Annotated in this window: 20 protein-coding genes and 1 pseudogene; 16 read left to right on the top strand and 5 right to left on the bottom strand. The window is 49.1% G+C overall.

The annotated features are described in order from the left end of the window. Positions 1–235: 235 nt before the first annotated feature. From SPL68_RS00330 to SPL68_RS00300, 7 genes are all read left to right on the top strand, one after another. Complete coding sequence (locus SPL68_RS00330; protein WP_323813068.1) at positions 236–571, top strand: zinc ribbon-containing protein; 336 nt, start codon at positions 236–238, stop codon at positions 569–571. Positions 572–667: 96 nt separating this feature from the next. Continuing rightward, a complete protein-coding gene (locus tag SPL68_RS00325; RefSeq protein WP_323813067.1) occupies positions 668–1,591 on the top strand; it encodes an alpha/beta hydrolase in 924 nt (307 codons plus the stop codon). Positions 1,592–1,734: 143 nt separating this feature from the next. Next, entirely contained in the window at positions 1,735–2,052 is a 318-nt protein-coding gene (gene rplU / locus SPL68_RS00320; RefSeq protein ID WP_323813066.1) for a 50S ribosomal protein L21, read from the top strand. 16 nt (positions 2,053–2,068) lie between these two features. Next, complete coding sequence (rpmA, locus tag SPL68_RS00315) at positions 2,069–2,329, top strand: 50S ribosomal protein L27 (RefSeq protein WP_323813065.1); 261 nt, start codon at positions 2,069–2,071, stop codon at positions 2,327–2,329. A gap of 184 nt (positions 2,330–2,513) precedes the next feature. Then, complete coding sequence (cgtA, locus tag SPL68_RS00310; protein WP_323813064.1) at positions 2,514–3,713, top strand: Obg family GTPase CgtA; 1,200 nt, start codon at positions 2,514–2,516, stop codon at positions 3,711–3,713. Positions 3,714–3,836: 123 nt separating this feature from the next. After that, positions 3,837–4,961: a glutamate 5-kinase gene (gene proB, locus SPL68_RS00305; RefSeq protein ID WP_323813063.1), complete on the top strand. Its 1,125-nt coding sequence runs from the start codon at positions 3,837–3,839 to the stop codon at positions 4,959–4,961. A 100-nt stretch (positions 4,962–5,061) separates the two neighbouring features. Beyond that, on the top strand, positions 5,062–6,351 hold the full coding sequence (locus SPL68_RS00300) for a hypothetical protein (RefSeq protein WP_323813062.1): 1,290 nt from the start codon (positions 5,062–5,064) through the stop codon (positions 6,349–6,351). Between the two features lie 73 nt (positions 6,352–6,424). Here the strand turns inward: SPL68_RS00300 and SPL68_RS00295 are convergent, their stop codons facing one another. The 4 genes and pseudogenes from SPL68_RS00295 to SPL68_RS00280 all read right to left on the bottom strand — a co-directional run bounded on the left by SPL68_RS00295 (position 6,425) and on the right by SPL68_RS00280 (position 10,238). Next, complete coding sequence (locus SPL68_RS00295; RefSeq protein WP_323813061.1) at positions 6,425–7,027, bottom strand: cohesin domain-containing protein; 603 nt, start codon at positions 7,025–7,027, stop codon at positions 6,425–6,427. Between the two features lie 27 nt (positions 7,028–7,054). After that, a complete protein-coding gene (locus SPL68_RS00290) occupies positions 7,055–8,581 on the bottom strand; it encodes an ExeM/NucH family extracellular endonuclease (RefSeq protein ID WP_323814293.1) in 1,527 nt (508 codons plus the stop codon). A gap of 668 nt (positions 8,582–9,249) precedes the next feature. Then, positions 9,250–9,519, bottom strand: a pseudogene (locus tag SPL68_RS00285) (lamin tail domain-containing protein); the annotation flags it as partial. 230 nt (positions 9,520–9,749) lie between these two features. After that, positions 9,750–10,238, bottom strand: coding sequence for a MarR family winged helix-turn-helix transcriptional regulator (locus tag SPL68_RS00280; RefSeq protein WP_323814292.1), 489 nt, complete (start codon positions 10,236–10,238; stop codon positions 9,750–9,752). Between the two features lie 335 nt (positions 10,239–10,573). On the opposite strand from SPL68_RS00280, the gene ectA reads away from it, so the two are divergent. The 7 genes from ectA (at position 10,574) to SPL68_RS00245 (ending at position 18,706) form a co-directional block, all read left to right on the top strand. Then, entirely contained in the window at positions 10,574–11,164 is a 591-nt protein-coding gene (ectA, locus tag SPL68_RS00275; protein ID WP_323813060.1) for a diaminobutyrate acetyltransferase, read from the top strand. Between the two features lie 158 nt (positions 11,165–11,322). Next, positions 11,323–12,597: a diaminobutyrate--2-oxoglutarate transaminase gene (ectB, locus tag SPL68_RS00270; protein ID WP_323813059.1), complete on the top strand. Its 1,275-nt coding sequence runs from the start codon at positions 11,323–11,325 to the stop codon at positions 12,595–12,597. 68 nt (positions 12,598–12,665) lie between these two features. Continuing rightward, positions 12,666–13,061 carry an ectoine synthase gene (locus SPL68_RS00265; protein WP_323813058.1) on the top strand — a complete coding sequence of 132 codons (396 nt, stop codon included), beginning with the start codon at positions 12,666–12,668 and terminating at the stop codon, positions 13,059–13,061. Then, positions 13,058–14,005, top strand: a complete 948-nt coding sequence (locus tag SPL68_RS00260; RefSeq protein WP_323813057.1) for a CDC27 family protein — start codon at positions 13,058–13,060, stop codon at positions 14,003–14,005. The genes SPL68_RS00265 and SPL68_RS00260 overlap by 4 nt, the downstream gene beginning before the upstream one ends. 189 nt (positions 14,006–14,194) lie before the next feature. Then, positions 14,195–14,791 carry a GNAT family N-acetyltransferase gene (locus tag SPL68_RS00255; protein ID WP_323813056.1) on the top strand — a complete coding sequence of 199 codons (597 nt, stop codon included), beginning with the start codon at positions 14,195–14,197 and terminating at the stop codon, positions 14,789–14,791. 129 nt (positions 14,792–14,920) lie between these two features. Beyond that, positions 14,921–17,263: a TonB-dependent receptor gene (locus SPL68_RS00250; RefSeq protein WP_323813055.1), complete on the top strand. Its 2,343-nt coding sequence runs from the start codon at positions 14,921–14,923 to the stop codon at positions 17,261–17,263. Positions 17,264–17,362: 99 nt separating this feature from the next. After that, the gene (locus SPL68_RS00245; RefSeq protein ID WP_323813054.1) at positions 17,363–18,706 is read left to right on the top strand and encodes a PepSY-associated TM helix domain-containing protein; all 1,344 of its coding nucleotides are present in this window, start codon (positions 17,363–17,365) and stop codon (positions 18,704–18,706) included. A 24-nt stretch (positions 18,707–18,730) separates the two neighbouring features. Here SPL68_RS00245 and SPL68_RS00240 read toward each other — a convergent pair whose 3' ends face one another. Next, a complete protein-coding gene (locus tag SPL68_RS00240) occupies positions 18,731–19,147 on the bottom strand; it encodes a group II truncated hemoglobin (protein ID WP_323813053.1) in 417 nt (138 codons plus the stop codon). Positions 19,148–19,231: 84 nt separating this feature from the next. On the opposite strand from SPL68_RS00240, the gene SPL68_RS00235 reads away from it, so the two are divergent. Together SPL68_RS00235 and SPL68_RS00230 are read left to right on the top strand one after the other, a co-directional pair. Continuing rightward, positions 19,232–20,200, top strand: a complete 969-nt coding sequence (locus SPL68_RS00235) for a hypothetical protein (protein ID WP_323813052.1) — start codon at positions 19,232–19,234, stop codon at positions 20,198–20,200. Between the two features lie 87 nt (positions 20,201–20,287). After that, positions 20,288–20,767, top strand: a complete 480-nt coding sequence (locus tag SPL68_RS00230; protein ID WP_323813051.1) for a DUF2721 domain-containing protein — start codon at positions 20,288–20,290, stop codon at positions 20,765–20,767. Positions 20,768–20,770 lie beyond the last annotated feature (3 nt).

Genomic DNA, 20,770 nt, shown 5'->3' with positions numbered 1-20,770 from the left:
GTCATTATTATTTGTATGATGTTTTCTTTGCGATCAGTAATGAGTGTTTACTTCCGCGCCATTAGTGTGAGGTAGCAGAAATGTTTTTCCAAGTGTTGGCATATTGGTTGTGGTATTCAGGCTATGCTTAAAATGTAAACAGTGCCGATGAGCATGTGCGTGCCACGCATGTTTTATCTCTCGGCTCGCTCGGTAAATGCGTTTAATGATCTGGATCTCTTTGAGGGCTGCGATTATGAAACCTGCTAATAACCCCTATCACACACCGGCTTCTCGAACCGATCTGTCTGCAGGTGTGGGGGCGGAAAGTACTCTGGGTGCAATCAAACACGAAGTAGATGATCTCGTCCGGCTGGAACTGACCGCCGAGCAAATGCTGGGCGAGGAAGTTGATCTCGCCAAAGCCTATATCAGCGAAGACACTCACGGCCTCTGGCAGGATATGAAGCTGGGTTTGACCGAGCTGGAGCTGATCACCGGTGATTGGCTGTTGCGCGCTGCTGATCCCACTCGTGTGGATTGGCACGAGCACCACTGGTGGGGTGATGAGGAGTCTCAGCTGCGACATTGATTGCGCATCGCCCTATCTGTCCGCCAGTTTGCTAAGCTCTCGCTCGTTTAACCTTCTGTTAGTAGATAAAGAGTATAAGAACGAGCGAGAGAGCCTATGCCTTTTATATCGCGTCCCTTCCTGATCGCGTTTACCCTGTTATTGTCCTGCCTACCTGTAATTGGAGTTGCTAATCCCGTGCGTGATTTACCTGTCGGCCCAATGTATCTCTGGGCTGAAAAGCCTTTGGTTAGTCCTGATCGCGAGCATGTAAAAGACCAGCGTGTCTATGCGGTCGATAATCCCTCTATGACGCCCTACTGGCCGGAGGCTGATAAAGCCAATGGCGCTGCCGTGGTGGTTTTTCCCGGCGGTGGCTATGTGCGCTTGGCGATCAACCACGAGGGGCATGACATCGCCAAATGGTTTGCGGCGCGCGGTGTAGCGGCATTTGTGGTCAAGTATCGGATGCAGGAATACGGCTTTCCTGCTCCTTTATTGGATGGTTTGCGCGCGGTGCGTCTGGTGCGCCAAAACGCGGACAGTTGGGGAATTAATCCCGCCAAAGTGGGGGTGATTGGCTTTTCTGCAGGCGGACATCTCGCTGCTAGCGTTACTACCCGCTCTGATTTTAAGCTTGATGGTGATGATGCATTTGCGGCGATCAACGCTCGCCCGGATTTCGCCATTCTCGGTTATCCGGTGATCACACTGGAAGGCGCAGATGCTCACGCCGGTTCGCGCAAAGCACTGCTGGGCGACAATCCCGACCCCAAGCTGGTGCATGAAAACTCACTGCAATATCAGGTCACCGATAAAATCCCGCCGGTATTTATGCTGCACGGTGTGGGCGATCAAGCAGTTCCCGTCGGCAATAGCCTCGCGTTTTTTACCGAAGTGCAAAAGTACAACAAACAGTCCGAACTACATGTCTATCAAACCGGAATTCACGGGGTGGGGATGATCCAAGGGCAGGGCAGTGTGTCGGAATGGCCGCTGGCTTTGGAGGCGTGGCTGAAGGGCTTGCAGATCATAAAATAAACAGATTTTGGCTTGCAGATAAGTGTGCCATTGGCATACAATCGCCGCCCCTGTAAATACAGGTATGCGACGCTAGTCCCAAACGCCATAGGGCATGTCGCCCGGCTACTTCGTGTCGTCCAAGTGTGTCTTTGGAGCAAACAATGAGCGCATACGCAATTTTTGAAAGCGGTGGTAAACAGCATCGCGTAGTTGTGGGTGAAACCCTCAAACTCGAAAAAATCGATTTCGCCACCGGTGGCGTTGTTCAGTTCGACAAAGTTTACCTGGTTGCCAACGGTGCAGACGTCAAGATCGGCGCTCCTGTTGTAGATGGCGCTACCGTAACTGCAGAAGTAGTTGCTCACGGCCGTGCGGACAAAGTGAAAATCATCAAGTTCCGTCGTCGTAAGCATCACTTGAAGCGTCAAGGTCATCGTCAGTGGTTCACTGAAGTGAAAATCACTGCAATCAACGGTTAATTGAGGAGGCTAGAAAATGGCTCACAAGAAAGGGGTAGGTAGTTCCCGTAACGGTCGCGATTCAGAAGCGAAACGCCTTGGTGTTAAAGCTTACGGCGGTGAATTGATTTCAGGCGGCAGCATTATTGTTCGTCAACGTGGCACCAAGTTCCACGCTGGTCCGAACGTAGGTCTGGGTAAAGACCACACTCTGTTCGCGAAAGTGGACGGTACTGTTAAGTTCGAAATCAAAGGCGCTTTTGGCCGTCAATACGTAAGCATCATTCCTGCTGCTTAATATTGCGCTAAAACCTAGCCAAGCTTGCTGCTTGCAGTGGGCAAATTGAAGAACAATAAAAAAGCCCTGCCGTTAACGTCAGGGCTTTTTTATGTTCAGGATGAACGGTATGCCGCGGGTGCATGGATGCACAGGAGCGGCGATATTTAAATTAATTTTCTGTTTTTTTCCTCTGGAGTGTGTTGTGAAATTTGTTGATGAAGCCCCCATACATGTTGAAGCCGGTAACGGTGGCAACGGATTCATGAGCTTCCGGAGGGAAAAGTTTATTTCCAAAGGTGGCCCGGACGGCGGTGATGGCGGTGATGGGGGCAGCGTTTATCTGGTTGCTGATGAAAACCTCAATACCCTGATCGATTACCGTTTCGTGCCTAAATATCGCGCCGAAAATGGCGAGAAGGGCGGTAGTAAAGATTGTACCGGCGCCAAAGGTGCCGATTTGTTTTTGCCTGTGCCAGTAGGTACCACCGTAATCGATACCGATACCGAAGAAGTGTTTGGCGATTTGACGGAACACGGCCAAAAATTAAAAGTCGCACAAGGCGGCTTCCACGGTTTGGGCAATACCCGTTTTAAAACCAGTACCAACCGCACGCCGCGCAAAACCTCTCCGGGGACTGCGGGTGAAATGCGCAATCTGAAACTTGAGCTTAAAGTCTTGGCGGATGTAGGTATGCTTGGTTTGCCCAATGCGGGTAAATCCAGTTTTATTCGCGCGGTGAGTTCAGCCAAGCCCAAGGTGGCAGATTATCCGTTTACTACGCTCGTACCAAATCTTGGTGTGGTAAAAGTACAGCAGCATCGCAGTTTTGTGATCGCGGATATCCCCGGGATTATTGAGGGAGCTGCGGAAGGTGCGGGCCTTGGGGTGCGTTTCCTCAAGCATTTAACTCGCTGTCGTGTATTGATGCACATGGTTGATATGGCGCCGGTAGATGAATCCAATCCCGCTGACAATGTGCGCGTTATCGCGAGTGAATTGGAAAAATTTAGCCCAACACTCGCCAAGCGTGACCGCTGGTTGCTGCTCAATAAAATCGATTTGCTGCCGCCCGACGAAGTTGAAGCTCGCTGTCAGGCGATTGTTGATGAATTGGGTTGGACAGGTCCGGTATTCCGTATTTCCGCTTTAAATCGCGATGGCACCATGCCATTGGCAGGTAAGGCGATGGATTTGCTGGAAGAAATTTGGGAAGAAGAAAAATCCAATCCCGAAGCGCGCGAGCGCGAATTGGAACTGCAAAATCAAATGGCGCAAGAAGCGCGTGAGCGCATTGAAGAATTGCGTCAGGCACAGCGCGAAGCGCGTCGTGCACAGGGTGATGACGACGATGACTTCAATGAGGATGATTACGACGTTGAAGTGATTTACGTTAATCACTAAGTTGATTAGCAAAAATAAAAAATAGTGTAACCTCACGCCCGGGCATAGCGCCGGGCGTGTTGCATTAAGCGCTGGATGTTTTGTACATAAAATTAACAAATTCTTTTGAAGTGTATTTTGCGCATGAGTAAAAGAGAGATCATCCCCCAAGCCAAGCGCTGGGTAGTAAAAATTGGCAGCGCACTTTTGACCAACGATGGCAAAGGTTTGGATGCAGAAGCAATCGCCGGCTGGGTAAAACAAATGGCCGAGCTGCGTTTGCGTGGCATCGAATTGGTATTGGTGTCATCTGGTGCGGTTGCCGCCGGTATGCGCCGTTTGGGGTGGGCTGCGCGCCCGACCGAAATTCATCAGCTGCAAGCCGCCGCTGCCGTTGGTCAAATGAGTTTGATTCAAAATTATGAAGTGGAATTTCAGCGCTACGGATTGCTCACTGCGCAAGTGCTGCTTGATCACGATGATCTTTCGTCACGCCAGCGCTATTTAAATGCGCGCTCTACTTTGAAAACCTTGATTGGTTTTAACGTGATTCCTGTCATTAACGAAAACGATACGGTAACAACCGAAGAAATTCGTTTTGGTGACAACGACACACTCGGCGCATTGGTTGCCAATTTAATTGAAGCGGACTTGCTGGTAATTCTTACCGATCAAAAAGGCATGTACGACAGCGATCCACGCAGCAATCCCGATGCGCAATTGCTCAGTGAAATTGCTGCAGGCGACACTCGTCTGGAGCAAATGGCGGGTGGCACCGGCGGTGCTTTGGGGCGCGGAGGCATGATCACCAAAGTGCGTGCTGCACGTGTCGCTGCGCGCTCCGGCGCGGATACGGTTATTGTCGGTGGCCGTATTGAAAATGCATTGCTGCGAATTGCGGCAGGCGAAAACCTCGGCACTTTTTTGTGGGCGGAGCAACAACCTCAAGCGGCGCGCAAGCGTTGGATTTCTGGTCAATTGCAAACGCGCGGCACCATCGTATTGGATGACGGCGCTGCGCGTGTAGTGCGCGAGCAGGGCAAAAGTATTTTGCCGGTCGGCGTAAAAGCAGTGCGCGGCGATTTCACGCGCGGCGATATGGTGATCTGTGAAGATTTAACCGGCAAAGAAATCGCGCGCGGATTAATTAATTATCACGCCGATGAGGCGCGCAAAATTATCGGCAAACCCAGCAGCCAAATCGCCGACATTTTGGGTTATCGCGACGACAATGAATTAATTCATCGCGATAATTTAGTGTTGAGTTAAGAGCTTAATGTTGGATTAGGTTTAACTGAGTTGCCGCCAGCAATGCCAATTGACTGGCGGTTTGTTTTTTTAGTATTGGCTGAATTTAAGGAGAATATCTATGAACAAGGTGTTTGTTTTACTTGTTGTATTCGCAATCGGTTGCCTTTGTGGTTACTACTTCCCATTTGTTAATCAAAATTCCTCTGCAGTCCAATCATCGGTCGATGTCTCTGGTGATGTTTTCGACGATGCTCCGGCGATACCTGCGAAAAAAGAATCTCCTGTCTTGGCAGTATCTGCTGCAAATTCACTGGATGAGATTGTGAAACAGTTGGATTCGAAAACACCAAAAACGCAATTTGAAGGTTATCGCGCATTTCAAAAATTAGATCAGCTTTCAGTTGACGAGGTTGAACGGTTATTGCTCTCTCTGGGTGACAGTCAGCCTTTGCTAAAGGGGCAAGTAGCTTGGTTTTTGAGTGGTAAATTTCCAGAGCGGGCGATTTCGTTAATGAATTCGTCAATGAGCGATAATCAAATGCCGTTGGCGCAAACATTATTTTCAAATCTGGTTTTGAATCAGCCTGAGCAAATGTTTGATTGGCTGCAAAATAATGAAAATGATTTTGTGATGTTATTTCCTCGTGCGGAGCAGCAGCGTGATCAGAGAATGTATCTATTTCAGGCGTTGGCTGTTTATCCAGATTGGAAGTGGGCCGCTTATGAAGCTGGTGTTGAGTTATTTAAAAAGAGTGATGGCTCGCAGAGTAATTGGGAGACCAGAATGCTGGCCGTTACAGTAGCTAAGTCCAACCCGCGTGAAGCCTTTGACTATGCGTTGGCACAGCATAAGGGGGAAGTGGATGCTGGCTTGTTAAATGGCGCGTTAACTGAGTATGCACAAACGAATCCGTTAGAGACAAAAACCTTAATCGTCGAGAATCAAAAATATGTTGAAGGCTTTACGGTTGATGTTGTGATGGATCAGTTAATCGCGCGCGGTAACTATAGCGAGGTGTTGGGATTAGCTCGATCTTTAAATAATAAAAAGTTAACAGAGTCTGCAATTACCAGTGCAGCAAGCAAATTGTATCCTCACGGAAATGATAAGGTGCTTGAGCTATTGTCGAGCGTTTCCGATGCAGATCTGAAAGTTTCTGCAGTAGGGGCTGTTGTATCCACAATGTCCGCCAGTGGACTCCCTATTGAGAAAAAGCTGGAAATAATGGATTCAGGGTTACAAAATGTTTCAATTGAAAAGAAAGTGGGTACCTATGCATGGGTATTGAAAAGCGAATATAAAAATGACACTTCGGCATTAAAAAATCATATAGATAAGTTGAAGTACAACGATAAAGCTTTTGGGCTAAAGCTTGAGACTGTTATTGAATACATGAATGATATCTAATCGTTGTTTCGCGCCAATAAAAAGCCCGATCATTAAATATTGATCGGGCTTTTTATTGGGCGCTTGTTAGTGATTACTTTGATGATTTAAACATACTGGTGCGCAAAGCAGCGATGGCGAGTAGGCCTGCAAGCAACAATAAAAAACTTGAAGGTTCGGGAACGGAAACGCTAGTGATGTTTACTTGAGTGTTATTAATTTGATCAGCCACCAGTTCATTACCGTTGGCATCGCCAAAGATATTGGCGGTCAGTGAAAATTCACCGCTGCCGATGGCGAGGGTGTTGAGCAAGATGCTGAATAGAGTGAATTCACTTGCCTGCAGTGATTCCAGTGTAAATACATCATCAAATGATAATTCAAACAGGTTTAACCAGCCGCTACCGTTGTTGCTGTCTTGCAGACTGCCAAAGCCAAGTAAATCCAATTGATTGCCTTGCACTGAATCGCCCCAAGTGATGTTGCTGATGCTGAACTGGCTTGCATCGTAATTAAAATTTACATCATAAGTGCTTAGTGCTGTGGTGCCGTCCAAGCCGCTGATGCGCACTTGGATTTCAACATTGTCGCCGAGGTTGATGTTGGAATTGTCGGCAATTAAATCAATGCTGATTGCATTGGCGTTGAGTGATGCTGCAAAGCAGAGCATTGAAAATACGCGTAACAGGGTTTTCATTTTTATCTCCTTAATATGAGTTTGTGATTAATTGGTGGCGCAGCCGGGGCGAGTGCATTGCAGTGTGAGTGCGCGAGCATCAAGTGCATTGATTGCGCCATCGCCATTCACATCGCGTTGATCGAATGCAGTTGGGATGCTGCCGCGCGCATTGGTCACGATCAGTACATCGTTTTTATCCACGTCGCCGTCGCCATCCAAATCAATTACTAATTTTAGTGATACCAAAAGCGGATCGTGATCCGATGAGCGGTAAGCATCGGGCGCGTAAAAATTATTAATTTGCGCAGGTGATTTGAATTCAGTGTTGTAGTCGAGGCTGATAGGTTCGTCGGCGTTGATGTGCCAATCAGATGCAAACAACACTTGCGGTGTGAGTGAGCTGCTCGCGAGGCCGTGATCCAAATAACCGGCTTGACCATCAAACACATAAGAATAAGCATCGCTGCCGCTAAATAAATTAATCAAGTCGGTGTAGCCGGCGTTGAGAATTTGCGAAATGGGATTTTCTTTCGCATAGGCATTCAAATCGCCGATGATCAAATAATCGGAATCATTCACGCCGGTTGGATGAGTGCTTAGCCAGTTCACCAGTGCAGTAGCTGCTTGAGTGCGGGTGATATTGCAATTGCCTTGGCCGTCACCTATATCCATATCGCCCAAGTCATTGCAATCCGAACCTTTGGATTTGAAATGGTTGACCACAGCGGTGGCGATAGCGCGATTGCTATTCACGCGAAAACTTTGCGCCAGTGCGGGGCGGTTTTTGGTATCGATAAATTGCGCATCAACACTCGAATCCAAAATTGCTGTTTGGCCAATGGCAGTGGCTTTATCGCTGCGATAAATAAAGCCAACGGCAATTTCATCGGTGCCGATTTTATTGATGCCGGGGTTGATATGTTTCCACGCATTGGTGTTGGTTGCGCTATTTAATGCAGCGGCAAGTTCGGCGATAGCGCTGGTGTTGCTGTAGCCATCGTTTTCAATTTCAATCAGGCCAATTACATCGGCATTCAAGCCAACTAATGCGCTGACAATTTTCGCTTTTTGGCGGGCAAACTCGGCAGTGTTATTTGCTCCGCGTGATGTTGGAAAACCGCCGCCAGTGCCGTTACCGTTGAAGAAGTTCAACACGTTGAAGCTGGCGATTTTTAAATTTGCCGCTGAATCAGCATTAGGTGCTAACGGGCGTGGATTGCTGTTAATAAATTCCGGTGCAACGGTTGGTAGAATGCGATAGATACCAAAATCATAGGTAATTACACCGCGTAAATTCGCAACGGTATCGCCGCTGCGCAGTGTATTTTCCGCAGACAATTCCGGCGCAGGGAAAATAACCGGATCAGGATTTTGCACATTGCTCGCATCATCCAGCATCAATTTATTTAAATTGTTTTGCGCTTGTAGTGCGTTTGCTGCAGCGCCCGGCTCAACCACATTGGTGGGTTGTTGCAAGCGGCCATTGGCGAGCAGTACCTGCCCGTAGCGACCGAGTTGATAGGTTTCGTTGACGGTAAGTGTTTGTGCAATCGCCACCGACATGCCTTCAATCGCTTCAAATACATCCAGCGATGTAACCGGCAGTGAAAGCTTGCGGGTGTTGGCAGGGTTTGATTACTGGCGCACAGAGTTACTGTGGGTGTGGTGATCTGGGTTAAGCCGTAGGTTTCGGATACGGTTCCGCTTACACGCACGCGGTCGCCGATATTAACGGCGCTGGTGCTCGCGATATAAATACCTTCAGATGTTTGCGAATTTGAATCAGCCTGCGCATCTTCTTCCTGCACAAAAAATCCGCCCAGTTCATTCGCGTTTTGGAAATCGGCAACCACAATCGCCTCTATGCTCACTGTATTGCCAAGCATTGGGCTGTTGGCGTCCGAGCCTTGAATGCTGCTGATCAGTGTGGCGCTATCGCCGCAACTGCCATTGTTTCCACCATTATTGTTGCCGCCGCCGTTATTTCCACCACCGTTGCTGCTGCCTTGGTAGGTGCCCAAATGGTCAAAGGTATTGGTTGCATAGCCTTCCCACTCAGTGCTTGGGTCAAACGCATCATTTGGGTTGGTGTCGCCAGCGGTCACTGAAGTTTTGCGACGAAGGGTATTGTCGGCGGTGCTGATAAGGCCGGTGCCCCACTCAGTGCCCGGATTGAATCCAATCTGACCAATAGTATCGATCACATTGCTGCCATTTTTCAGTACGACTGCATCATTACCGTTGTACCAGCCGGCGCTATTGGTTTGGTTGGCGACGGCGAGGATGCTGGCGTCGGCGCTGCCGTGTGCCAACACAAACACGCCCTGCGCGGGAATGCTGCCGCTGAGGTTGATCACTAATGAGGTTGTGGTGTTGCCATTGGAATACATCTCAACTTTATAGCCACTTAAATCAACGGCGCTATCGCCACTGTTATAGATTTCCAGTGCTTTGTTATTGCTGCTGCCTTCGATGTATTCCGAAAAATACACATTGGCACTGGCGGACATTGCGCACAGGCTGGCAACGAGAAAGGCGAGAGGGTGGGTGCGCAGTGATCTTATAAAACGTGGCGATCTTTTAAAGCGTAGCGATCTTGCAAACGGCAACTTCATAGCAGGCTCCTTTATTGGTCTGGTTCCGAACGGTGAATGTGTTATTCGGAGCGCAGCTTAGGGAGCCTTTATTACGGCGCTATGGCGGTAAAACGAAGCTTTGATGATGTTTTGATGACTGGGGTTTAGTCCTTTTCAATCGGGCGATCGAGCGAGCCTAAATCCAGATAGGGCGACGCATCCAAGTCTTCTGCATCCATCATCTCCGCCACCCGTTGCAGTGAAGCGATGATCATGTGCTGCTCCCAGCTTTGCAGCTGCTCGAACTTGCGTACAAAGCTGTCTTGCAGAGCGGCGGGGGCTTTGCCGAGTAGTGTGTGACCGTGCTCGGTCAGGCGCGGGTGGATTTTGCGCTTGTCAGTCTGGGAGCGGATGCGCTCGATCAGCTGGCGATCCTCAAGTCTGTCCAAAATACTGGTCACTGTGGCCTGGCTCAGGCTCATGGCATCGGAGAGCTGGCTGGCACTGGCATCGCCTTTGTCGCGGATGAGTTGCAACAGGCGCAGCTGCGGGCCGGTAACGCTGGCGGTTTTTACTAATTGCTTTGAACGCAAATCAATTGCGCGAATCACGCGGCGCAGGGCGGTGAGGACTTGGTCGATATGGCTGCTCATGGATCTCCGATTGCAGTGTTGGGTTGGAATGGCGGGTTTAGGTTTGAGCCAGATAAATCGCGGAATGCGGGAGGCATTGGGCGTCAGCATGCCCGTTGCGGCGGGTATTGTCACATATCCTTCACTGGATTGGAGCTGGACAGGTAAAAAAATACTTTGTATACTAAGTAAATAATTTCGATTCGCGGTAATAATTTGCTCAATTTATCAGTGATTTCGCAGATTTATACGGGTTTTTAGTTATTGCCATAGTTAAATATGCATTTAATTGATTAGTGTTGTAATGAGTTTGTAATCATTGAATGCCGTCACCAAAGACGCACTATGGAGGTTTAATGAATACCGGAAGTGATTATATTAAGGACGAGTTGGAACTGCGCCATGCGCGCGCAACCGATGGTTTCCAGCTCAATCAGCTGGTTGCCGCCAGCCCTCCTCTCGATACCAATTCCGTCTACTGCAACCTGCTCCAATGCCAACACTTTGCCGACACCTCGGTCGCGGCGGTGCTCAACGGCGAGTTGGTGGGTTTTATCTCGGGCTATACGCTCCCTAATGACCCTGAAACCCTGTTTATCTGGCAGGTGGTTGTCAGCCAAAAATTCCGTGGTCAGGGCTTGGCCAAGCGCATGTTGAATTGGTTGGTGGCGCAGCCATCTACCGAAGGCGTTTATCATCTGATTACTAGTATTACTCCTGATAATCAGGCGTCCTGGTCGTTATTTGAAGGGCTTGCGCGCACTTGGCAGGCGCAAGTTAGCAAAGATATGTTGTTTGAGCGCGAGCGGCATTTTGCCAATCAGCACGATGATGAATATCTGCTGCGTGTTTCGCCTTTGCCCAATCGTCCGCAGCAATCGCTCGCATCTTATTCCGATTTGCGCAGCAGCTTGCGCTTACCACCCGGCAGACGCTGGCTGGATTAATTCAACCCTTTTGCTTTTCCTATCGAGCAGGTTTCGGCCTGTTCGCAGGTTGGTTTTAATCTAAAAAAAGTTTTCACTTTAAAAATTTCACTTAAAAAAGTGTTAACCAAAAAAATGATTTTTTTATTTAACTTTTCAGTTAACAGAGGAGCTGAACTATGAAAGTGTTCGAACAGATGGAGTCTGCTGTTAGATCCTATTCGCGTAGTTTTCCTGTGGTATTTGGCCGCGCGCGTGGCAGTTACCTGTACGACCAGCAGGGTAATGCCTATCTGGATTTTTTGGCAGGTGCCGGCTCACTCAACTACGGCCACAATAATCCGCTGCTGAAAAAAGCCTTGCTCGATTACATCGAAGCCGATGGTGTCGCCCACGGTTTGGATATGCACACCAGCGCGAAAGAACATTTCTTGGAAACCCTGCGCGATGTGATTTTGCAGCCGCGCGAACTGGATTATCGCGTGCAATTTACTGGCCCGACTGGTGCCAATGCCGTTGAAGCGGCAATGAAAATTGCGCGCAAAGTGAAAAACCGCGAAAAAATTATCGCCTTCACCAACGGCTTTCACGGTGTGACACTCGGCGCCGTCGCAGCGACCGGTAATGAACATCATCGCAATGGTGCTGGTTTGTCACTCGGCAATGTTGAGCGTATGCCTTTCTGCGGCTACCACGGGCGCGATGCAGATACGTTGAAAATGATGGATAAGTTGCTGAGCGATCCTTCAAGTGGTGTCGATTTGCCTGCAGCTGTGATTGTTGAAGTGGTGCAGGGCGAGGGTGGTTTGAATGTGGCGGGCGATAGCTGGCTGCAAGGTCTGCAAAAATTGTGTCGCAAACACGACATGTTGTTGATCGTGGATGACATTCAAGCCGGTTGTGGTCGCGCAGGCAGCTTCTTCAGTTTTGAATCCAGCGGCATCAAGCCAGACATAGTGACGCTGTCAAAATCCCTCAGCGGTTTTGGTTTGCCTTTCTCAATCGTATTGCTTAACCCTGGCCTGGATGTGTGGAAACCGGGTGAGCACAACGGTACTTTTCGCGGCAACAACCATGCGTTTGTCACCGCCACTGCTGCATTAAAAACCTACTGGAGCGATGATCGTTTTCAGCGCGATATTAAACACAAATCAGAGATTATTACGCGCAGTTTGCAGTCGATTTTGGATGCCAATAAACCGCTCGCGCGCATGCTTAAAGGGCGCGGTTTCATGCAGGGCATCGAGTGTGCAACGGGTGAAATTGCCGATGCGATTTCGCAGCACGCATTTGAGCGCGGAATGATCATCGAAACTGCGGGTAATAAGGGGCAGGTAGTGAAATGTTTTTGCCCGCTCACCATTAGCGAAGAAGACCTGCTGAAAGGTTTGAATATTCTGGGACGCAGTTTTGCTGCCGCATTGCAGGAATATCCTTCGCTTAAAACGGCGTAAATCTATTCAGATAATTCTGAATTGTGCGCCCATGAAGTTGTAAAAAAATACGCAAGTAAGAGGTAATTATGATTATTCGACGTTTAGCAGATGCGCCCCTGCAAGGGCGCAACGTAAGTGCTCCCGGTTGGGAGAGTAATCGCATGTTATTGAAAAGTGATAACACCGGTTTTTCATTTCACATCACACGTATTGTGAAAGATGCTGAATTGCACATGCATTATCAAAACCATATCGAAGCGGTTTACTGCATTGCTGGTCACGGTGAAATTACCGATATTGCCGCCGGTGAAACCCATGAAATCAAACCGGGTACGCTCTATGTATTGGATCAACACGACAAGCACATCCTGCGCGCATTTGAGCAGCTGGAATTGGCCTGTGTGTTTAATCCACCGCTAAATGGCAAAGAAGTGCATAACGCGGATGGGGCCTATGAATTGGAAGCGGAAGAGTTGGCATGAGACAAGAATCCGCCTTTAAAAAGGCGTTTATCTTATTGCTGATTGTGTTGTTTCCGCTGTTCATTTCTGCGGCTATTCAAGCGCAAGAGATTGAACAAGACACTGCTGCGCAAAAGGCGCAGCAGCAAGTCGAGCGGCAAGTTGAGCAACTACAGGCACCGCTCTACAGCGCCTTCACCGAGCGTTATATTCTGGACGAATTAAAATCCCTGCGTACCGATATGGCCGCGCAGCGTGTGGAGTTTGTGCAGCAGATTACCGATCGCCAAATCGAAGCGGTTGATCGCAGCGTAAGTTACGCCACTAGCACCGTCTCCAATTTTTTCTACATCATCGCCGCAGTGAGTTCGGTGTTGGTGATTGTGGGCTGGACATCCATCCGCGAAATGAAAGAAAAAATGGGCAGCATGGCCGATAAAGAGCTGCGCAAATTGATCGATGCCTACGAAGGGCGGCTGCGCGAAATTGAATTGCAACTGCGCGAAAAATCGACCTATATCGATGAAAACCGCGAGGCAATTGAACGCACCAAAGAAATTCACGCGCTCTGGTTGCGCGCAGGGCAGGAACATAGTCCGGCCAATAAAATTTTGATTTACGATCAGATTCTCGCGATTAATCCGCGCGACTGTGAAGCTATCACCTACAAAGCGGATGCAGCTCTGGAAAACAACGAGCCGCAATGGGCAATCAATTTGTGTCAGCGCGCCCTGCAACTCGATCCGGCCAATGCTCACGCGTTTTATCAACTTGCCTGCGCGCACACGGCACTGGGGCATTTTGATGATGCAATTCAGTTCCTCACCCAAGCCTTGGTGAGAGGCGATGCCCGCTTGGACGACTTCGCCAAAGACCCTGCCTTACAACCGCTGCACCATCTGCCCGCCTTCGCGCGTCTGCTGGACGAAAAAGCCGCGCAAAAACTTAATCCGGCTGCTGCCTAGCGGCAGACCGGAAAACTCGAAGTCAGCGCGTTCAGGCATATAGCAATCCAATCTATTAGAAGTGTAAAGACGGGGAACCTGAGCGGATAAGCGCGGGTCGGAGTCATCCCACACCTTTTAAAATGACTGATAACTATGTGATCTGAACGTCTGCTGCAGTGTAGACAAAGACGCTGTATGGAGGTTTTTATGAACGCCAGAAACGATCTTTTGCTCGATGAGATTGAACTTCGCCACCCCCTCGCCAAAGACGGCGACGCCCTGAATTCTCTGCTCGCCACCACGCCAGTGCTAGATGGTAACTCCGTGCAATGCACGCTCCTGCAATGCAGCCACTTTGCGCAGACCTCGGTCGCCGCATTTTTGCACGGGCGTTTGGTCGGTTTTGTCTCTGCTTATTATCCGCCCAGCGAACCGCACACCCTGTTTGTATGGCAAGTGGTGGTTGCGCAGGAGTTGCGCGATCTGGGGTTGGGCAAAAAGATGCTGCACTGGTTGATCGATCAACCCGCGTGCGAGCAGGCTATCAACCTAGTGACCGCGATTGGAATTAAAAACAGCATCTCCTGGTCAATGTTCGACAGCTTTGCGCGCGATATAGGTGCACTGCCGATCAAATCCTTCGTCACCTCAATCAAGCCATCGATAGAAATTCAGCAGAATGAATACCTGCTGCGTATCTCTCCACTTCCCAACCGCAAGACGCAGCGAGCCGAAATGGACCCGCTACGCGATTTAAAATCTACCGGTTCCCACATCTCCGCCATGCGCCGCTGGTTGGATTAGCGCTAGCAGCTGCTGTTGATTTGGCAAACTAATCGGCTTGCCTGCGACAATTTGTCACTGTGCGTGTCGCGCCTAAACACTTAATGTGCGCCTCTAATAATTATCAATTTAAAAAATTAGGGGCAATCGGTGAGAGTTCGTACATTGGCCGTGGTTATTGCGTTGGCAAACCTGGCATCTGGCGCTTGGGCACATGAGGAGGTGCTGAAAAAGCGCGTTAAAAAGAATCAGGATCTAGAAGAAGTAAAAGTTTGGGGCGAGGCGCGCGACAGTGCGGCCTCTGGCTATACCAACCCCACCAGTGTGCTGACGCAGGAAGACATGGTCAGCATCAACGCCACCACCACCGAAGATCTGGTCAAATACGAACCCAGTATTGTGATCCGCAAACGCTACATTGGCGACTCCAACGGCACTCTCGGTTTGCGCGGTTCCAATATGTTTGCCACACCGCGCTCAATGGTCTTCGCCGACGGCGTCCCTCTGCATTATTTACTGCAAACCCGCTGGAGCGGTGCGCCGCGCTGGACCATGGTGAGCGCGAGCGAAATTGCGCAGGTTGAAATCCTCTATGGCCCTTTCTCTGCCGAATACAGCGGCAACTCAATGGGCGGTGTCATTCTGATTGAAACCGCCATTCCGCAAGAGCGCGAAGTGCATATCGATGTAGATTATTTCACACAGGATTTTTCTGCCTACGGTTTTAACGGCAATGTCGATGGCTACAAAACTTTTGTCTCCTACGGCGATGCTTTTCACAGTGAAAGCTGGGGCGATTTAAGTGTGTATCTCTCCTACAACCGCTTGGAAAATAACAGCCAGCCGCAAAGTTTTTATTTTGATAGCAAGCGCACTCTCTCCAATGCCACACCCGTTACCGGCTTGATTAAAGATCAGGATGTGTATGGCAACGATGCCTACTACTTTGGTGATACTGGTGTTGAGCAGGCGACAACGGACAATTTCAAAATCAAACTCGGTTACGATTTTGAAAACTGGTCAAGCTTGTTAAATATCGCCTATGAAGATCGCAATACCTTGCGCGATTCACCTAACAGCTATTTAAAAAATGCCAATGGTGAAACTGTCTGGGCGGGCAATTTTATTCAGGACGATGTGGCTATCACCGTTCCTGCATCGCGCTTGGGTGCAAGTGAATTGGATCGCCGCAGTTTATCGACGGGTTTGCGCATCAAAGGCGATTTAAACGAGCACACACGTTTTGAAATGAATATGAGTGACTTCCGAATTTTGGAAGACAACAGCCGCGCATCCAGTCGCGCAGTCGCAGATCCTCTTTTTCAAGGTAATGGCTTAACCACTAATTATGACGATACCGGCTGGCAAACACTGGAGGGGAAATTTACGTTTTCCGATTTGGGTGTTGATGGCATTGAGTTAATTACCGGCGCGCGCTACGAAGCTTACGAATTAAATCTGGATACCTACAATTCCACATCATGGACGCAAGGCGATAACAACGGTTTCACCGGTCGCAGCGGCGGCAAAACCAATATCACTGCCGCCTTTGCGCAAATGAATTGGGATATTAATGAGCGTTGGGATTTGGCACTGGGTGGCCGCTATGAGCGCTGGGAAAGTGAAGGCGGCTATTACAGTAAAGATGTTGCTGCAACGCCGGAATTTGATTTGGTTGCAGTGGACGATGCTTCCAGCAATCAATTCTCGCCAAAGTTTTCCGTCGGATTTGTTCCGACGGATACCTGGTTGATTCGCTACTCTGCTGCAAAAGCCTATCGCTTCCCGATTGTGGAGGAGTTGTTTGCGCAGAGCCAATCCTATTCATCAGCTGTTGAAGCTCAGCCAGATTTAAAACCGGAGAATGGTTTACATCACAACCTGATGTTTGAAAAACAATTTGATTCAGGTTACGCGCGCATCAATTTATTTACTGAAACCGTTCAGGATGCAATTGAATCGCAAACTTCCTTTTTGCCTAGCGGTTCACCGGTTGCTTCTGTCACCACTTTCTCGGCAGTTGATGAAGTAGAAACTGACGGCGTGGAATTGATTGTGAATCGCTACGGTGTGTTGGTGCCTGAGTTGGATATTCGTTTCAATATCGCTTACACCAAATCGATTATTGCCGATAACAGCACTATTGAAGATACCAATCCCAATGTGCCCAGCATTGAAGGCAATGACTATCCACGTATGCCGCGCTGGCGCAGTAATTTAATGGCGACTTATCACGCAACTGATCGCTGGGATGTCAGCGCGAATGTGCAATATGCCGATAAAAGTTTTGGTCGTTTGCAAAACGACGACACCGCAGAAAACGTGATGGGCGCGCAGGATGGTTATACCCGCATCGGCCTCAAAACCACTTACGACCTGAGCGACAATTTGGAGCTGGGATTGGGGGTGGATAACCTCACCAACGAGATCAGTTATGTCGCTCACCCATGGCCGGGTAGAAGCCTCTACGCCAGCCTGTCGTACGATATGTAATAAAAAATCGGAGCACCCGTAGGTTGGGTTAGGCGCGAGTACAACGAGCACCGTAACCCAACATGACCATCTCCAAATACAAGAAAAGGGTTCGATAAAATGAACGCCAGCACTCAAGTTAGCCAATCAAATCAATCCCGCGTGCTTTATCGCACCATTTGGCGCTGGCATTTTTATGCCGGCATTTTTTGTATTCCGTTTGTGATTATCTTGTCGATCACCGGCGCAATTTATTTATTCAAACCCTATTACGAAAGTTGGCAGGAAAGCCAATACAACGAATTGGCAATCAGTGGTGAGCACCTGCCTGCCAATCAAGTTATTCAAGCTGCTCTGGATGCAATCCCCAACGGAAAACTATTGAACTATCGCCTGCCGCAAACAGAAACCGATGCGGTATTGATCAAAGTACAGGCCGAACAAAACTGGCAAGTATTTGTGAACCCTTACACCGCAGAAGTATTGGGCAAACAAGACAGTCAATGGCAGCTGATGAATGTGGTAAAAACCATTCACGGCGAATTAATGATTGGCAATGTCGGCTCGGTTTTGGTTGAGCTGGCGGCTTGCTGGGCGATTGTGTTGATCGTATCCGGTTTGTATTTGTGGTGGCCGCGCAATGCACAGGGTCTAGCCGGTGTTTTGTATCCGCGCTTGCGCGATGGCAGCCGTATTTTTTGGCGCGACCTGCACGCAGTTACCGGTATCTGGATTTCATCACTGGCCTTATTTTTATTAATTACCGGATTGCCTTGGGCGATGGTATGGGGCGCAGCCTTAAAAGAAGTGCGCAGTTTTGAAATGAAACCTGTGCAGCAGGATTGGACGCAAAGCCGCGCGCAGGAGCATCAACACTGGCGCGCGCAAGCAGCAGAAAGATTTGATCTCACACCCGATGTATTGCGCACCGCAGAGCAATTGCAATTGGCGCCGCCAGTGGAATTGAGTGTGGCCAGTGTTAATCATCAGCATGATCATGCTACGCAAGTGCATCGCACGGAATACACCTGGAAAGCTTCATCGCAAAATGCCAACCGCCCGCAGCGCGCCGATGTTTGGATTAAAGGCGATGGCAGCATCGAAAAACAAAGCGGCTTTGCGGAAAAGAAATTGTTGGATAAAGCAATAGGTGTAGGAATTGCCGCGCACGAAGGCGCACTCTTCGGTTGGTTTAATTTAGTGCTCGGCGTACTCACTTGCCTTGGTTTGATTTTGATTAGCGTCAGCGGTTTTATTTTATGGCGCAAACGCAAACCCGATGCAAGCCTGGGCGCACCGCGGGTTATGCAAGGTAAGGTGGGTTTTACGGTTGTGGCAATTACGCTGGTGCTCGCGGCGTTTTTGCCGTTAATGGCGATCTCATTAATCGCGTTATTGCTGATTGAATTTGTGTTGTTGCGCCGTATCAAGCCCTTGAGCGATTGGCTCGGGTTAAGCCACTAATTAGTGCGGCTTTTGCTGTGATTTTTACTGCGGCTTTTTACTCGTCATAAAAATTCGCTCTGCCGGAATGCGCAGTTGTGCAAGCAAATACTTGGAAAAACTATCTGAGTAGGATTGTTTGGCAATTGCGCGCTCCATACACAACAGCCATGCATCGCGCTCGGCCTCGCCAATCGCTAAATGTGCATGATCGCGCGGGATATTAATGCTCCCGTATTTATCCTGATAACGCACTGGCCCACCCATCCAACCGCATAAAAACAAAGTCAGTTTGTCGCGCGATTCGGTGAGGTCGGCTTTGTGCATTTTGCGAATCGTCAACGCCTCTGGCAGCGTATCCATCTCGGTATAAAAATCGTCGACCAACTGGCGAATGCCATCAATGCCTCCCGCTGCCTGAAAGGATGTATCGGAAAATCCATAGAGTGGTGTATCGGTCATTTCGTTGGCTCTTGTTTTGCAGGTTAGGGTAATTGCACTAAAGTTCCTTGTAGAAACCGGTTTGGTCTTATCAAGGAAACTTCAATGTGGGTGTCGCTCCCTGCGCTTAGTGCGCAATTATCCCCGATTCGGCTGGGGATGCTAGCTTTGGTTGCCGGATGCAGTGTCTGGTCTTCCGCTTCATTGGCGATAGGCGAAAAGCTGATGGATCAATTGATCTCCAGCGATTTTGTCTACGACCGCAATATCTCCAACGCGCCGCCGCTGATGATTGGCTATCTGGATACCAACGCGCAAAACGGCCTGACCTTTGATGGTGAATGTCCGCCCGCATTGGCAGACGACTGCCGCCTGAGTTATCGCAGCCTATCGCAAGGGTTCGGGACGCCAGTGTGGGTGGGGCAAAAAAATATGCTGGTGCTGGGCGAAACGCTGGATGTGGATTACTTCAGCAATCGCACCGAATCCTTTTCTATCTACACTGGCGGCGTGTTGGCTGCTTGGATCAATCAGCCTTCAGAGCAATGGCAGCAGGGCGCGTTTGTCTATAACTATTGGAATCTGGGCGATGATCAAGAGCGCGCGGATACCAGTACTACTTATGCCGGATATGTTGCCCGCTATCGCCACTCGGCGCGTTTCCACTCCTATTTGGGTTTGATTTATACAGATGCGCTGGAGCGCGCATTGGTATTTCCCTACGCGGCGTTTGATTGGTTTGTGGATGACCGCTGGACCATTAGCGCTATCTTGCCTTGGCCACTACTGACCTATAGCCCCAACCCCGATCAGGCATTTAAAGTTGGTGCTGTGGTGACTGGCTCCTCTTGGGCCAGTGCAAGCGATGGTGATGTTTATTCACGCGATTTTACCCAGCTCAATCTCGGCTTTGTGTTTGAGCAGCGTTTGAGCGAATTGTTTTGGGGGGAATTCAGTTTGGGTTACGCGGGGCTAGGGCGATTGAGTGTGGATTCGGATCAAGACAGCGAATTGGAAACGAATTTGGAATCCAGCCCCTATTTTCGTATCGGCATTACGGTGCGCCCGTTTTAATCGCAGGCTTGAGCTTTTTGGCTGAGGCGCTATTGTGTGCCGCTTGATAAGCCCAATCGGGCGTTGAATGATTTAAGAGAAATTATTATGAGCCTAACCTCTACTGCCGCTGCACATTTTGGCGATGTGGCCCAAGCCATCCAACTAGCACTTGCACCGGTATTTTTATTAACCGGGATCGCCGGATTATTAAATGTAATGGCGGGGCGTTTAGCGCGCATTATTGATCGCGGTCGCGATTTAATGGAACACAAAATCCCTCATGATGAAGATGGCAATCATGAAATGTGGCAAAAAGAGTTGGTGCGTCTTGAACGTCGCCGCCGCTATGCCAGCGCTGCTATTACCGCCTGTACTTGCTCAGCTTTATTTGTGTGTATTGTGGTAGCAGTGATTTTTTTGCAAGTGATTTTGCAAGTAGGTTTAAATTGGGTAATCAGTTTTTTGTTTACCGCATCGACACTATCGTTAGTCATCGGTCTTGCGTACTTTTTACACGAAGTTCATCTCGCCACCCGCTCGATTCGCATTCATGTAGTTGAACTTCCGGAGCGGTTGATTAAATAAAAA

Origin of the sequence: Cellvibrio chitinivorans (assembly GCF_035117775.1) — a bacterium.
GTDB lineage: Bacteria > Pseudomonadota > Gammaproteobacteria > Pseudomonadales > Cellvibrionaceae > Cellvibrio > Cellvibrio chitinivorans.
The sequence above is the reverse complement of the archived record's forward strand: the minus strand, read 5'-3'. Positions and strand labels throughout refer to the sequence as shown.